Annotated in this window: 14 protein-coding genes; 7 read left to right on the top strand and 7 right to left on the bottom strand. The window is 48.2% G+C overall.

The window, feature by feature from the left end:
• Positions 1 to 336 precede the first annotated feature (336 nt).
• The 7 genes from O6P32_RS12400 (at position 337) to O6P32_RS12370 (ending at position 8,363) form a co-directional block, all read left to right on the top strand.
• Positions 337 to 1,278 (top strand): helix-turn-helix domain-containing protein, encoded by a 942-nt coding sequence (locus O6P32_RS12400; protein WP_007557696.1) that lies wholly within the window; start codon positions 337 to 339, stop codon positions 1,276 to 1,278.
• Positions 1,279 to 1,409: 131 nt separating this feature from the next.
• The gene (locus O6P32_RS12395) at positions 1,410 to 2,528 is read left to right on the top strand and encodes a tyrosine-type recombinase/integrase (RefSeq protein WP_007557695.1); all 1,119 of its coding nucleotides are present in this window, start codon (positions 1,410 to 1,412) and stop codon (positions 2,526 to 2,528) included.
• 228 nt (positions 2,529 to 2,756) lie between these two features.
• Complete coding sequence (locus O6P32_RS12390) at positions 2,757 to 3,587, top strand: hypothetical protein (RefSeq protein ID WP_007557693.1); 831 nt, start codon at positions 2,757 to 2,759, stop codon at positions 3,585 to 3,587.
• A gap of 209 nt (positions 3,588 to 3,796) precedes the next feature.
• Positions 3,797 to 4,171: a helix-turn-helix domain-containing protein gene (locus O6P32_RS12385; RefSeq protein WP_040312055.1), complete on the top strand. Its 375-nt coding sequence runs from the start codon at positions 3,797 to 3,799 to the stop codon at positions 4,169 to 4,171.
• A 5-nt stretch (positions 4,172 to 4,176) separates the two neighbouring features.
• A complete protein-coding gene (locus O6P32_RS12380; protein WP_007558561.1) occupies positions 4,177 to 5,325 on the top strand; it encodes an AAA family ATPase in 1,149 nt (382 codons plus the stop codon).
• A gap of 181 nt (positions 5,326 to 5,506) precedes the next feature.
• Positions 5,507 to 6,619 (top strand): DUF6371 domain-containing protein, encoded by a 1,113-nt coding sequence (locus O6P32_RS12375; protein ID WP_040312054.1) that lies wholly within the window; start codon positions 5,507 to 5,509, stop codon positions 6,617 to 6,619.
• Positions 6,620 to 6,896: 277 nt separating this feature from the next.
• Positions 6,897 to 8,363: a coiled-coil domain-containing protein gene (locus O6P32_RS12370; RefSeq protein WP_171028056.1), complete on the top strand. Its 1,467-nt coding sequence runs from the start codon at positions 6,897 to 6,899 to the stop codon at positions 8,361 to 8,363.
• Positions 8,364 to 8,416: 53 nt separating this feature from the next.
• On the opposite strand, the gene O6P32_RS12365 is transcribed toward O6P32_RS12370, so the two are convergent.
• The 7 genes from O6P32_RS12365 to O6P32_RS12335 form a co-directional block, all read right to left on the bottom strand.
• Complete coding sequence (locus O6P32_RS12365) at positions 8,417 to 9,184, bottom strand: hypothetical protein (RefSeq protein WP_007558554.1); 768 nt, start codon at positions 9,182 to 9,184, stop codon at positions 8,417 to 8,419.
• 89 nt (positions 9,185 to 9,273) lie between these two features.
• Positions 9,274 to 10,116, bottom strand: a complete 843-nt coding sequence (locus O6P32_RS12360) for a DUF4848 domain-containing protein (RefSeq protein WP_007558552.1) — start codon at positions 10,114 to 10,116, stop codon at positions 9,274 to 9,276.
• Between the two features lie 26 nt (positions 10,117 to 10,142).
• Entirely contained in the window at positions 10,143 to 10,769 is a 627-nt protein-coding gene (locus O6P32_RS12355) for a hypothetical protein (protein ID WP_007558550.1), read from the bottom strand.
• 15 nt (positions 10,770 to 10,784) lie between these two features.
• Positions 10,785 to 11,765, bottom strand: coding sequence for a DUF4249 domain-containing protein (locus tag O6P32_RS12350; protein WP_007569488.1), 981 nt, complete (start codon positions 11,763 to 11,765; stop codon positions 10,785 to 10,787).
• Between the two features lie 4 nt (positions 11,766 to 11,769).
• The gene (locus O6P32_RS12345; protein WP_007558544.1) at positions 11,770 to 14,331 is read right to left on the bottom strand and encodes a TonB-dependent receptor domain-containing protein; all 2,562 of its coding nucleotides are present in this window, start codon (positions 14,329 to 14,331) and stop codon (positions 11,770 to 11,772) included.
• Positions 14,328 to 15,131, bottom strand: coding sequence for a FecR family protein (locus O6P32_RS12340; RefSeq protein WP_007558542.1), 804 nt, complete (start codon positions 15,129 to 15,131; stop codon positions 14,328 to 14,330). The genes O6P32_RS12345 and O6P32_RS12340 overlap by 4 nt, the downstream gene beginning before the upstream one ends.
• Positions 15,132 to 15,202: 71 nt before the next feature.
• Positions 15,203 to 15,472 (bottom strand): sigma-70 family RNA polymerase sigma factor (locus O6P32_RS12335; protein ID WP_269878823.1); only part of this gene is annotated, 270 nt, incomplete at its 5' end.

The raw sequence follows: 15,472 nt of genomic DNA, 5'->3' as shown, positions 1-15,472 counted from the left end.
CCAAAAATAACCAGAAATATTCAAGCGTAAGTCTTTATCTATCAGAATATTCTAAAAATTAACACTTTTCGGCTGCTTTTTGATGCTTCCCAAATTTCCACATATTTTTGAGACGTATTTCTGACGTGGAGAATTTGCGGAGCTTGTTTTTTGCCACATCGTGCGGACAGTTGACAAGGGTTTACAACCGTTTACGATGAGCGACAACAACCGCCCTGATATGCAGCAATAGTAACATTGTGCAGAAAGGCGACAACGGTTGACCTCCGTTTACATCCGTTCACCATTTCAGAGATATACGATTGAAGGAATGAACCAGTAAACGATAAAAGCAGCATGAAAACAACCAGAAAATGCAATTTTTGCAGCAAGTCATTTGTAACCCGGAGCGGGGTACAGAAATATTGCAGCGAGGCTTGTCAGGCGGAAGCCAAACGAGCTAGAACGGAACAGAAGAACAACCTCTTCAAAGCTGTCCGCCCCTTGATGGAGATACAGCATCAGGAGTATCTCACCTTTTCCAAAGCAGCAGTACTCATGGGCTGTTCCCGACAGTACATCTATAAACTCGTAGCCCTCGGCAAACTGAAAGCCTCACGTATCAGCAACCGCATGGCGTTTATCCGCAAGACAGACATCGAGCGGATGCTGGAGGGCAATCCCTACCACCGTGTCCTGCCCGGCAGTACTTCCACTCCGAGAAAGTCCGCTTCATCTTCCCCGCTTGCCAAAAAAGAAAAAAGGGAAAAGGAAACCTATGAAGTGCTGGACTTCTATTCTGGCGAGGAGGTGATGTCGCTCTTCAAGGTCAGGCAGTCGTGGCTCTATACCACAGCCAAGCGCAACCGCATTCCCATCTGCCGCATCGCAGGGAAAAACTATTACAGCAAGAAACACGTTGACGAGTTCTTCGGTATGGCTATAGATACAAGCAATATCACCGATTGGCTCCTGATTGAAGAAGCGGAAGAACTGTTCGGCATGAAACCCTCCGCACTCCGGGCATACGCCTACCGCCACAAGATACCGACCAAAAGAGAATACGGGCGCACCTATTACTCCAAATCCCATCTGGACGAACTCCGCAGGACAGACCTCGTGAACGATGAACGCTACTACACCGTGGAGCAAGTCCGGCAGATTTACGGGCTTTCCTCCGCCAACATCAGCCATATCGTCAAGGTGAAGCACATCGAAAAGATAAAAGTAGGCGTGAAAAACCTGCTTTTACGCTCCGATGTGGAGCGTGTCATGGCTGAAAGGGAGAAACAACCGTGAGCAACCGACATTGCCGGAAAATTATTTCAAAATGATTGTCGTGGAGGTATTCACGGTTGTTTCACGTTGTTCCTTTGCCACCGTAAACACGGGAACACCCCCGAAAATGTACAACTTAAAACATCATCAATATGAGCAAATGCAAGACAGTTACCTTGCGCAAGCGCAAGATTAAGAACGGAACACAGTATTCGCTGTGTCTGGACTATTATCCCGGCTACCGTGACAACACCACCATGAAGGTGATTACACGTGAAGCTCTTGGGATTTACATCTTCGCCAAACCTGCCAACCAGCAGGAGCGTGATTTCAACGCACGCATGATGAAAAAAGCGGAGATACTGCGTAATAGGCGTTATGAAGCCATCTTCAACGAGAACAACGGCTTCTTTGACAAAGCCAAGATGAAAGGCGATTTCCTCGCCTACTTCAAGGGGTTGGCAGACAGGAAGAATATCAAGTGGCAGCACGTCTATAAACATTTCGAGCGGTTCGTGAACGGCAAATGCACCTTTGAGGAGGTGGACGTGGATTTGTGCCGCAAGTTCATGGAATATCTGCTTAACGCCCCACAATCCATACACACCAGCCAAAAGCTGCATATCAATTCTGCGGCGGGCTACTGGTCGGCTTTCCGTGCGGTACTTCACACCGCCTACCGGGACAGGAAGATAAAGGAGAACCCAAACGGATTCTTAGACCGCATCGAGTGCATTCCCACCATGAGGGAACATCTGAGCCAAGAGGAACTGATACGGCTTGCCGAAACGCCTTGTGAGGAAGAGGTATTGAAAAGGGCGTTCCTTTTCGGTTGTCTGACCGGACTAAGAAAGAGCGACATCAGGCAGCTCACTTGGCAGCAGATACAGCCGTACACCAACGGCAAGATGTTCGTGACCACCCGTATGCAGAAGACCAAACAGATTGTACACAACCCCATCAGCGATGAAGCCTACGGACTGCTTGGGGAACGGCACGAGGGACTTATCTTTGACGGTTTCAAGGACAAGATGCTGCAAGGACCACTCAAACGCTGGCTCTTGGCGGCAGGCATAACCAAGAAGATAACCTTTCACTGCACCCGGCATTCATTCGGAAGCCTGCACGTGGAAATGGGTACGGACATGGCTGTCATCCAAGCCTATCTGGGACACAAGAACATTACCACCACGCAGATTTATTCCAAGATGGCGGCACAGCAGATGTGCGAGGTCGTGGACAAGATAACCCTGAAACGCAAGGAAGCGTAAGGCGGTTCAAAATCCATGATATTCAGAGGGAGCGGTTATTGTTTGGAGCTTTAACCGTTCCTTTTATTTTGGTTGGTACTTAAAGTATGATAATTGAGTATGATTCCGGACATTTGGTGAAAAACATTGAAAAAGAAACCACTGACAAAGGATAATGAGTAATAATTGAAAGAAGACTATTAAATTTGCGAAAACAGTAACAAGTAACAACCGAATAAGACAAAGAATATGGAACCGTCCGTAAAAGACAAACATATCATTTTAGGATTTGTCGGCTTTGCCATCCTCCTAATATCTTCCATAGCGACACTGATTGTCGCTGAGAAATTCAACCAAGACACCTTTGTAAGGCTGATAGTCTTTGTGTGCAGCAACCTGTTGGGGTGGCTGCTCTACTTCTCCTTCCAGACAGTCATTTTCGATACATACGAAATCTACAGAATCAAGTTCGGCAGGAAAAAGACACCTGCCGAAATCACAGAAATTCAGGAAGACCAGTCCCAAGATGCACACAAGCCTGTAATATCGGCATCAATGCCAACAGGTGGAGAAGCGACCCCGGATATAAAACCGACAGAGATTGCCATATCCCCGGAGCTTCACGAGAAGAACCGTGCCGATTACGAGGACAGGGAGCAGCGGGAAAATGAGGAGCGCATCGCTATGGTCATGGAATACATCCATTTCATCATGCCCCGTATTGCTGACAAGGAGACCGTGAACCACATCTGTGCCGAGGTCAACAACTGGATGCGGCTCCACAGTTACAAGCCCAAGCCGATAAAAGGGCGGCTGACCAAAGATATTTCAAACATTCCGCTCCGCCATTTCGTGTGGAATATCTCCGAGCGTTTCATGTACAAGAAATACTACACGGGGGATAACCGTGCCCGCTTCATCAGCACCCTTTTCCCACGGGAGTTTGCCGATACGGACATAGCTACCATCAAGAACTTCAAGGTAGAGCCGTTAAAGACACTGATTCCCATTGACGAGCCTGAAAACGGCAGACTGGATTTCCATTATCCTGCGGATTATGTGCAGGAGAAGCGGATTTAAGCCTGTTTTAGAGTAATCACGATAATAACGACAAACAGCCAAAACTCATAATCCTCTGTTATACAATAATTCCCGAATAACTTTACCCGTCATTTGCGGTTGGGCATCGTTATTCGGGAATTATTTTGCAATGACCTTTCGTGGAGATATTCACGGCTGTATCATTCCAGTCCTTTGCGCCAAGCCTTACAAAAGAGGCGAGTACGCAAATGGAAAAAACAGTGATTACATTCAACGACCTCCCGGAGATTGTGGCTCAGCTTCGGGACGAGGTGATGAGCCTTAGAAGCCTGCTTACTGAGCAGCGCAGTGTGAACAACGCAAGGGCGGTGGACACCCATGTCCCCATGTCAGTGGAAGAGGCGGCGGAATATCTGGGCATTCCCAAAGGCACGCTCTACATGAAGCTGTCGGAGGGAAGCATTCCCGCCACCAAGCCCGGCAAACGATATTGCCTTTACAGGGACGAACTGGACAAATGGCTGGAATCCTCCCGGAAGAATCCCGTACCCCTGTCCGATGAGGAACTGAGCGAATCCTTATATTCTTCCCACCGCCGCAAGCCCGCTCCGCGTAATTGGTAAACGTCATGGAAGAGGACAAGAATTATATCAGTCTGATACATGGCGACCTGACGAGGGCGACCCAAGTACAGCACGGGATGCCGGACAGCATCGGCGTGATGAGTATCAAGACCGCCAACCGGACGATACTCGAAGCATCGCTGCTGCCCACGCCCCGTGCGCTCTGGGACAGTTTCTGGTATGAGGGGGAACTGTCCTGCCTCTTTGCGGATTCCAATGTGGGCAAGTCCATCCTTGCCGTGCAGATAGCCGACCGTATCGCCCGGACTGACGATGTGCTGTATCTGGACTTTGAACTCTCCGAAAAACAGTTCCAGCTACGCTATACCAGCGAGCATGGAACGCCATACATCTTTCCTGAAAGGCTGTACCGGGTATCGCTTGACTGCAATTCGTTGCTGGAAGCCGATTTCGAGGAAGCCATCATGGGAGGCATAGAACAGATGGCTCTGCAAACCGGGTGCAAAATCTTCATCGTTGACAATCTTACCTACCTGTGCTGCGCCATGGAGAAAGGCGATGCGGCAGGACGGCTGATGATACAGCTCAACAACCTCAAAAAGAGATACGGATTGTCCGTCCTTGTTCTGGCACATACACCCAAACGCTCTTTGGACTGTCCCATCACTTCCAACGACCTTGCCGGAAGCAAACGGCTCTACAATTTCTTTGACAGCGTGTTCGCCATCGGGAAGAGTGCGCAGGACGGAGGGCTTCGCTATGTGAAGCAGCTCAAAGTCCGGTACGGGACATTCTCCCACGATGCGGACAATGTAATCATCTACGAGATTGAGAAGGTGGACGCTTTCCTGCAATTCGTGTTCAGGGGTTATTCAACGGAAAAGGAACACCTGAAGAAACTGGGTGACAACGAATCCAGCCAGAGGGATTGCCAAATCCTGCAATTGTCCCAGTCCGGCAAGTCCGTCAGGGAGATAGCCTCACAGGTGAACTGCGGCAAGTCCACCGTCAGCCGGATAATCCAGCGCAGCAAGGAGGACAGGAATGCAGCCGTCCCAAGTGTCCCGCTGTCCCAACAGACAGGAAGTGGGACAATGGGACAGGTGGGACAGCATGGGACAAGCGGGACAGTAAGAGAAACAAAGCAGGCAGAGTTGTTTACAGGATATGGGAAAGAGGAGAATAAGGCATGAAAAAGCAGTCTGCACATAGCTGTATAAAGGATAACCGCTTCATTTACGGTACAAGGGATGATACAGGCAGAAGCCTGATGTCCCAAGGTGTCCCGGGGTGTCCCACTGTCCCAAGTCTTATAGGGACGGGACAATGGGACAGCGGGACAACAATCGAAAAACTCAAAAACAAAGACAAGCCATGAGCAACTATTCGTTACAGAAATATAAAGGAACGGCAACACGGCATACTTGCCCGAATTGCGGGGACAAGCGTTCTTTCACATGTTATGTGGATGAAAGCGGTATGCTCCTGCATCCGTCTGTCGGCAGGTGCAATCATGAGAGCAGTTGCGGGTATCATTATACTCCCAAGGAGTATTTCCACGACCACCCCGAATGCCATACCGACAAGGGGTTCTCTTTTGACAGGCAAAGGTCAGAACGGAAGCCCGGACAGACATCACCAAAAGCAAGCATAGGCTACATACCGCCAAAGTATGTGGAGAGGTCGCAAAGCGTGCACAGCAACTTCTTCCGCTTCATTTCCTCGCTCCTTGATTCCTATTACGGCAGCAAGGCAAAGGAAGTGTTGAAGCGGTTGCTGGAAGAGTACCGTCTTGGAGCAACCCGTGACGGGGCTGTCATCTTCTGGCAGATAGACCGCACAAACAGGGTACGCACGGGCAAGGTGATGCAGTACAATCCAGAGGACGGACACCGTATCAAGGGAGGAGAGGTGTCGGCAGTGGACTGGATACACAGCATACTGAAAAGGCAACGGGTACTGCCGGAGGATTGGCAACTTTCCCAATGCCTGTTCGGGGAACACCTGCTGAATGTCTATCCCGACAAGGTAGCGGTCTTGGTGGAATCCGAAAAGAGTGCCGTTATCGGCTCTGCCCTCTTTCCCGGTTATGTATGGCTGGCGACAGGCGGCAAAAGCCAGTTGAGAGAGGAAAAGCTCCGTGTGCTGAGCGGACGAACCGTGCTTCTCTTTCCCGATGCGGACGGATATTCGGAGTGGAAACAGCATGCCAGGGACATGACCTATTGCAAGGTTGTCGTGTCTGACATCATAGAGAAGAACGCCACACCGGAACAGAAGGCAGCCCATATCGACATAGCCGACTGGATTGTCTTCCAGATACGAGAAAGTAAAATAATGTGTACAGCCAATCATCTTGTAGAGGCGGAAAAAGTCCTCCGGCGGATGATAGAGAAGAACCCCGTCCTGCAAAAGCTGATAGATGATTTCGACCTTGTACTGGTCAGTACATCCCCAATCGGCAGTGGCGATGAAAACCCTCCTTAATGGAGGAGAGCGGAAGCCGTAGGCTGTAGCGGACAGACAAGGGCTTGCCCTTGATATAGCCCACTATAACTACACGCTCCGCTTTCGTAGTTGTGGGCTCTCCCGAGGGGCTGGGCGTTGCCCCGTCCCACTCAGGGCGTTTCACCCCTGAGAACCCCGAGCAAAGAGTGACCCTCTCTTTGCAATCTCCCTTATGGGCACAGCCTCTAAGAACCCCATAGCGGTTATGAGCGAACAGCGGCAAACAACTTTAGTTAATAACCAAATCAACATAAAAATGGCAACAAAATCAAGCATACATATCAAGCCCTGCAGAGTCACATCAAGTGGGGCTCATAACCGGAGAACTGCCGAATATATGCGCAATATCGGCAAGTCTCAAATCTACATCGTACCCGAATTGACTGCCGGTAACGAGCAGTGGATAAACCCGGGCTTCGGCAATCCCGACCTGCAGGCGCACTATGACTACATCAAGCGGATGGTCAAGGAAAAGACAGGACGTGCGATGCAGGAGAAGGAACGTGAACGAAAAGGCAAGAACGGGAAAATCACCAAGGTGGCTGGATGCTCGCCAATCCGTGAGGGCGTGTTGCTCATCAGACCGGACACGACACTGGCAGATGTGTGCAAGTTTGGCGAGGAGTGCCAGAGACGCTGGGGCATCACTCCTCTCCAGATCTTCCTGCACAAGGACGAGGGACACTGGCTGAACGGTCAGCCGGAAGCGGAAGACAGGGAGAGTTTCAAAGTCGGCGAAAGATGGTTCAAGCCGAATTACCATGCCCATATCGTTTTTGACTGGATGAACCATGACACAGGCAAGAGCTGCAAGCTCAATGACAAGGATATGACAGAAATGCAGAATCTGGCATCCGACATACTCCTGATGGAGCGTGGGCAGTCAAAGGCTGTTACAGGCAAGGAACATCAGGAACGTAACGACTTTATCATTGGGAAGCAGAAGGAGGAAATGAAGCGGCTTGATGCCACGAGGCAATACCGGGAACATGAGCTGGAAATGGCGAACAAAAAGATGCATGAAACGGAAAGCATTACCAACGCCCTTATCGAAAAGGCAAATGAAAAGGAACGGCAGAGTGAAGACCTTGACAGGGCTATCAGCGAGAAACGCTCCAGACTGAACAAGGAAAAAGGAAGTGAACTTCTGAACGCCGCTGTCGGCTGGGCTACCGGGAAATCGAAAGCCCTGAAAAATGAAATAGAGGATTTGCGCTGTGAGATTTCCACGCACGAGGAAACCATCGAACGGTTGCAGGATAAAATCCAGACCATACAGAACGACCACAGCCGTGAGCTGATGCAACTGGAGGCCAAACACCGGTCCGAACTGAACCGCAAGGAAACGGAACATGTACAGGAAACTACGAGACTCAAGAACCGGATTGCATGGCAAAGCCATATTATCGGCTGCCTCAGTTTCCTGCTGCTAAAAACAAGCGACATCTTCCGCAAGGCGGTACACAGTATCATCCGTTTTGCCCGTGATTATTACAAGTCCCGTTTTGACACGGAACAGGTATATGACATCAAGAACGCCCTTAACCTGTTCGGGGATGACAGACAATCACATCAGGCGGCAGGGGATTTCCTGTACTTCACTGCCAGGCAAAAGGGTGAATTTGACAACCGGGAGCAAATCAAAGCCAGACGGGAAGTTGACAATGTGGTGGAAGGGAATTATGACCAGCAGCAGAAAAGAGGTTTTTCGATGAAAAGATAATACCTTTATCTTATAATCCTCGCTTCAGGAGTAACGATAGAAATCAGTGCAGGTTATTTGAATAGCAAATTAAATAATCCGCCACCGATATCAATACCCAATTTGTTGCCTTTATACTGAAAATACGGAGCTACTATCGGAAGCGTTTTCGTTTTATGCAACGGAAAATCGGTATGGCTTCTGACGCCGAAATCCATCCCCCAGTTGGGAATGATGTCATAGGAAACGAATCCCCCGTAATTCGAGGAACTGAAAGGAGAAGAAAGAATGAAGGAGTATGAGGCAAATGTGTTTAGACGAATTTTCTCGTTGACGGGATATGTCAACAGCCCGGACAATCCCAATAGCTGACTCTCGCGTCTGGGGACACTCCATTTTACGGTATATGCCTGCAAGTTAAATGACCAGCAACCGGGAGAATATACATATCCGATACCTGCATAGTTCATTGTTCCCAAGCCGATGAAGTTTTCCTGCCTGCCTATGCCGTAAAAATAGCCGGAAGGATAGCTTTTAATGATACCGGAGGTCGAATATTCCCCCTCATGCAAAGGCGATTTGTCGGTAGGGAATGTCGGATTATATGGGTTCTGCACGTCAAATGTTATCTGGGACGGGCAACTGCCGGAAGAAAGATCAACCGCTTTCCGTATATCCAAAGGCTTTGGGGTAATGCTTCTTTCGTTATGAGGCGAAGTATTTCCTTCCTGAACGGAAACCTTGACGGTGTCACGCGACACTTGAAATTCCTGACCGTAAGAAGCGGCTTTATTTAGAAAAAAGAAAATCACTATAAAACAAGTAAATACTTTCCTGCTCATAAAATGATAATTTTAATATTCGGGACGAACATTTGGCTATATCAGAGATTCGTCCCGAATGATTGGTGAATAATCCGGTTCAATAAGGATTACAATTGCACAGTCATTATTCCGCAGTTTTCTTCACCGGTACCGCGAGTCCACATATACAATTTCGCTCCATTTGGGAAAGGATTGCCCACGATCATAATGTCATGACCGCTTTTCACTTCTTTACCAAATTGTACAGGGCCGTTAGGCGTGTATTTCCAATAGTACGCAGTCGTATATTCCACCCAGCCCCATAAAACTTTTTTAGACGCATTTACACGGATAGCCTGTTGGTTTCCTCGCATACCAATCTGTGCGGTGAACTTTCTTTTCTTCGTTTTCACGTAAACCCTGTTTATACCATTTTCGATCGTTACACCCAGCGGGACAGGATAAAGTAAAGAAAGTTCTTTTTTATATCCGTCATAATTTTCAAACTCCTTCATGTTCTTTCTCTCACCGGCGATACATACGAACCCTTCGGGGGTCAATGTGATTGCCTTGCTTACATTCAACACCGGCATATATATCGACAAATCGGTGCTGTCCTTGTCGTTGAATATAAAATCAGTCTGGTAAGCAGTCTTAATGGATTCATATTCTTCCTTGCATGTGGCGTTTAATATCTGTCCCAAGGCTTCGCTGTGCATCCTGTACATGGAGGTGAAGCCTTTCTGTCCGGATTCCCATTGCAGAAGTTCCTCATCGGACAACGTGCCCAAGGAATCGAGCAAGGCATTGTATTCCTCCTCACTGGAAAAGGAAAGAATATTTTCATGCAAACTTCTGGAGGCCGGGAAAGAATGGTTCTCCTCATTCATCGGATTGTTCACTATGTCATCAGAACTACATGATGATAAGACAGCCATTGCCAAAGCAAGACTAAAAAGCGTTTTTCTCATAATTGAAAAAATTTAATAATTGGTTATTATTTAAACATGGGCACATATAATGATATGCCGAACTCTTTGTTATTCTTTGTATTGGAGGCAAAAGCATTGTCATACAATGGCTTGAAACCATGCTTGTAGGAAGCGGACAATTTCATGCCGTTCTTAAACTCATAGCCTAAGGTGAGGACTATCGGAAAGTCGAAAACCCGCCCTTCCAAGTTTTCCTTCAATTTATCGGTTTTGAAATAACCGGTGGGTTCAATGCCAATACCGGCATACAGTCCGGAACAGATGCGGTAATTGATTGAGCCGTTCAAAGCAAGTCCCCATATCCATGCCTTGTCAGACCAGGGAACAACGTTGTTTCCATTCAAATCGAAGGACTCTGCTTTTCCCTGAACGGCTTTTCCCAATATGGAAGCATCAATCCAGAAACGGTTGGAAAGATCGAAGCCAAACTGGTAGCCCAAATTAAAGCCTACTCCGGGTGTCCATCGGGTTTCGGGGTAGGAAGAGTTGTTCGCCGTTCCCGTACTCATGTAAGCATATCCCGAATATTTTCCCAAATGTCCGTCCGTCACACCGATGATAATGCCGGATTTTTGTGCAAAGCATCCTATTCCTGCCAGCAAGAAAAGCATTGATAAAATTGTCTTTTTCATTTTTTTTATTATTATTTAGTTTTCCTGTAAATTGTCTATCCATTTCGTCTGGAACATCCTGCATCCTCCCACGACACCTATCCCGTTTATGACATTGGTGTAAGTAGAGCGTATGGGAGCCAGTTCAGAGTTTCCAAGCCCGTTGTTTTTCTGGTCGTTCAGTGATTTCAGATACCTGTAAAACTCTTCCGAAAGGCTGTACAGGCTGATTCTGTATTTCACTTGGCGTTTGATATGTTCGGTTCCGTCAGGGGTTATGAAGTCGTCTTCATAGTCTGCCTCGTAATTGGTATTCAGACGAACCGTGTAGCTTTTCCCTTTAATTTTCGTATCGTCCCAGTAATACAAATTCCGGTAGAACCCGTTTTCAATCATCAGGATATCGTCTAACCCGGAAGATGTATTCAGCAGAGGTTCGTCGTCCAAGTTCAACGCGAGGGTACTGCTTTCTTCCGAATACTTGCCATCGTTCCAGAACAGTTGTTTACGCTCCACCTTCAACGCATAATAGTCTTTTGTCTGCGCATTGTCTGTAAAGCCTATCCGAAACTGAAGCAGGTTCGGTTCACCGTCTTTGAGAGCCAATTTGATTGATGTCAAAGGGAATCGGGACGGGACAACCGTAGCGGATGAAACCGCTTTCATTCTTTCTGCCGCTGCGGTTATGTTGACCTTGTCGCCATCTTCATACGCCTTTACCGCGTAATAGCTTTGGGCGGGGACTCCCGGTATGGAATCGTCCGTCCATGCAAGGGGTACCGCTTCACCGTTTACGGACAGGTGGACGTCCGCTCCCTTCAGTCCCCGGACGAGCTCGCCTTTCTGACTGACGGGAAGGCTGCGTGAAAGGTGGACTACCGTTGTGTCGCCGCTTCCCGGATAGCTGTATAGCACCAGTTTGGGAGAAGCGCCCACATCGTCCAGTTCAAAATGATAGGTACAGGACGAAAGTAAGCCGATATACACGGGCAGTAATATATGATATAAATGTTTCATGCACTTAAAATTTGAGGGTATAACTAAACGAGGGTATAATCGGGAAAATGCCAAATCCCTTACCCCTGAAACCGCCGTCGGGCAGACGCTCTATCCGGGTATAAAACGCATTCATACGGCAATAGGCGTTATAAATGCTGACGTTCCAGATACGCTCGAATCCCCTTTTGGTAGTACGCCGGAAATTGACACCCAAATCGAGCCGATGATATGCCGGGAGCGTGATGTTGTTCGGTTTCTCGTAAACCAGTTCCGGTTCGCCTGAATCCGGTATGCCCGGAAAAGAGGGCCCGTTTACATACTGGTTCGGGACGGTGGCACGGTCGCCGCTACGGTAAACCCATGCGGCGTAGGCATCTATACGGTCATTGAACTTATGCCGGTAGGCGATGTTCAGTTTATGCCGGTTGTCGAACTTGCTGGAATACCAGCCGGGATAAAAATCAGTAAACTTTTGCAAGCTCCATGAAAGCGTATATCCTGCTTCGATGACATTGTAACGGTCTTTGTATGCCAATGACAATTCTACGCCGTAAGACTTTCCCTTGCCGGTCTTGACCAGATTGTCCCAGTTCTCGGCAGGAAGCATCAGGCTGTTGCCCCCGTCGTATTCCAGCAGTTGGCTTGTGGTACGGTAATATCCTTCCACGTTCAAACTGATATGCCAAGGCAACTCCGTATATATCCCGGCTGCCACTTGCCTTGAACGCATGGGACGAACTTTGCGTGTGGAAGGAACCCAACTGTCTGTCGGCAGGTTCAGATAGGTGTTTGACAGTTGGTGCGCAAATTGGCTCATTTCCGTATAGGACACTTTCATCGTGGCTTTTTCCGAGCATTGGTAACTCATGGCCAGTCTTGGCTCCAAGGAATGGTACATCTTTCCGTCTGTCTGATAAAGGGTGTAATGCAGTCCCGCGTTTAATTTCGTCCTGGAGGACAGCCGCATTTCATCTTCCACATAAAAAGCGACCTCGTTACCCTTATAGCTGCTTGCGTTTTCTGTCGATAAGGTATCCCTGTCCGTCTGGTTTCTGGAAGCCGTGCTTTGCGGATGATATATGTGATGCAGATAATTGCTGCCAAAGCGTATATGATGATTCGTGCCGGGACGGTAGTCGAACTCCATGCGGTATCCCATGTCGTCGATTGTGGAACGGTTGGACCGTTCCATTCCCGTCATGGAAGTTTGTTCCCCGTCGGAAAAGAAACGGCTGCCTTCCACATAATCATACATGGAGATATTGCGTGAATAGACACCGGTGAAACTGCCGGACAACTTCGGGACGATTTGACAGTTCCACGTCAAAGCCGTAGTCAGGTTGCCCCATTGAGCCTTGAAATCGGAGTCGTAATGTTCCCCGTCTTCGAACGTCTGCCGGGCTTTTGTCTTCAGCAGGTCATTTCCGGAATACACGCTAAGGGACAGTTTATTATTGTCCGAAAAACGGTGGGTGATTTTCCCGTTGATGTCGTGAAAGGCATAGCGCACGTTCTTTTTGTCATCGGGATTGGAACGGTTGAGCAGGAAGAATGCCGGAGCTGTGAAAAGATCTGCCCAACTTCTTCGCATGGCTATGTTGAACGAGGTCTTGTCTTTTATGATCGGGCCTTCAAACTGGACTCTGCCATCGAGCAGCCCCAAGGAGAAAGTCCCGTGAAACTCCTTCATGTTCCCCTCTTTGGTGCGTACATCCACTACGGAAGAAAGTCTGCCGCCGTAACGTGCCGGGAAACCGCTTTTATAGAAATCCACGTTTTTGATAATATCCGTATTGAAAGCGGAGAACAGCCCGCCCAAATGGTTGATCTGGTAAAGCGGTGTTCCGTCCAGCAGAAAAAGGTTCTCATCGTTCTTGCCTCCGTGTACATACATGCCGGAAAGCAGCTCCGTTCCGGAAGCCACACCGGGAATATTCTGGAGGGTCTTTACCAAGTCCGGTGAACTAAGCAGCGAAAACTCCGTATTCAACTGTTCCGAGGTCAGCGACACTTTGCCGGTCTGTGTCGTGCGGAGGGAAGCGTTCAAGTCTGCAACCACTACTACTTCTTTCAGCGAAGTATTGCTTTCTTTCAGGTAGATGACACCGTTGTAATTGGATGTCAAATCCACCTCCTTCACCACATCCTGATAACCTATATAAGAGAAACGAAGTTTGTGTTTCCCCTCCGGCAGCGTAATGCTGAAAAATCCCTGTTCGTTACTCAGTGTTCCCGTTTGGGTATTCAAATCGAAAATGGTCACGTTGATCAGCGTTTCTCCCTTATCCTCGCATATGTGGCCGGAAAAAGTATAGTTGTTCTGGCGGAACAGCAGGACATATTCTCCCTGAATCTCCCATCGGATGCCGGTTCCGCTGAAAATCCTTTTTAGGTTCTCAGGCAAGGAACTGCTCCGCTGGAAGATACCTTTGGGCTTTATATTTGCCAAGGAAGAATCGTATACGAAATGAACAGAATACATTTTTTGCATGGCATCTATGGCTTTTTTCATTTCGGTTGAATCCTGTTGGGCTTTAGCACCCAGAGAGACACACAATATAATCGCAATGATTGTTAACTTCATTGTTTTACTTTTTCTATCTTTACATTCAACACTTTCTCTATAAACCTGATTATTTCATCAAGGCTTTTGTTCTTGAAGCTGGCCGTCAGGCGTTTATTCTCATTGCTTGCGGATAGTTTGACTTTATAATATCGGGACAATTCCTCAAGTACCTTTGGAAGTGGGGCGTTGTCGAAAATAAAGCTGCCCGCTTTCCGTTCTTTGATTACCTGTACGTCCGGTTGTTCTTCCGTCACTTGCGCTGCCATGCCTCCGGTCAGTATCACAACGTCCGGTTGCCCGATTGCTGAGAACTGCACCTTTCCCGATGTGACTTGCACGATAGCTGTGTCTGCACGGCTCTCATCGACGGTAAAGACAGTACCCAATACCCTGACTTGGGACAGTTTCCCTTCTACCGTAAACGGGTGGGCATTGTCATGCTTGACAGAAAACGCGACTTTTCCTTCCATGTGAACTTTGCGGCTGGATTTCCGGTAATCTTTTGCGTGGAAACGGACGGAAGAATGCGGGAACAGGGTTATGGAGGAACTGTCCGGAAGCATATAATCCACGGGGTGCGAGTAAGCCGTTACCTCCTTCCATGCTCCGTTTTCCCGGAAGCGGGGATAAATAAGGACTGCGACCAGAATGGCTGCCGCCATACCGGGAAGTATCCACCACAAGCGGAAGGATTTCCGTTCCTGTTCCGTTATCTGGTATTTCTCTTTGAAAGCCTTCAATGCTTTTTGCGTATCCAACTTGTTCTTCTGATAGTGGCGCAAGACAAAATGAAGGCATTTTTCATCCGTGGTTCTCATACTCTTTTATTTTGGTTTTCGTATTAATGACTGGGATTACAGACAAATTCACTATGCGGAATTTGTGAATATTAGTTAAATAAGAATGCGTAAACTTTCTGTGTCCCTTCCCGTATCAGTCGGAGCGCCTTGCTGATGTGGTTATCCACCGTATTTACGGAAATCTGGAACTTGGCGGCTATCTCCCTGTATTTCATGCCGTCGCGTTTGTTCAGCAGGAATATCTCCCGGCAGCGTTCGGGCAAGGCATCAATGGCAGTCCACATCCGCGCTTCCCTGACCGAACGTTCCTCCGCTTCCTCATCGCTCAACGTATCTTCAAAATCAGAAGGGGAAAGATT

The organism is Phocaeicola acetigenes (assembly GCF_027529745.1).
GTDB lineage: Bacteria > Bacteroidota > Bacteroidia > Bacteroidales > Bacteroidaceae > Phocaeicola > Phocaeicola acetigenes.
This window is presented reverse-complemented; position numbering and strand designations above follow the sequence as displayed.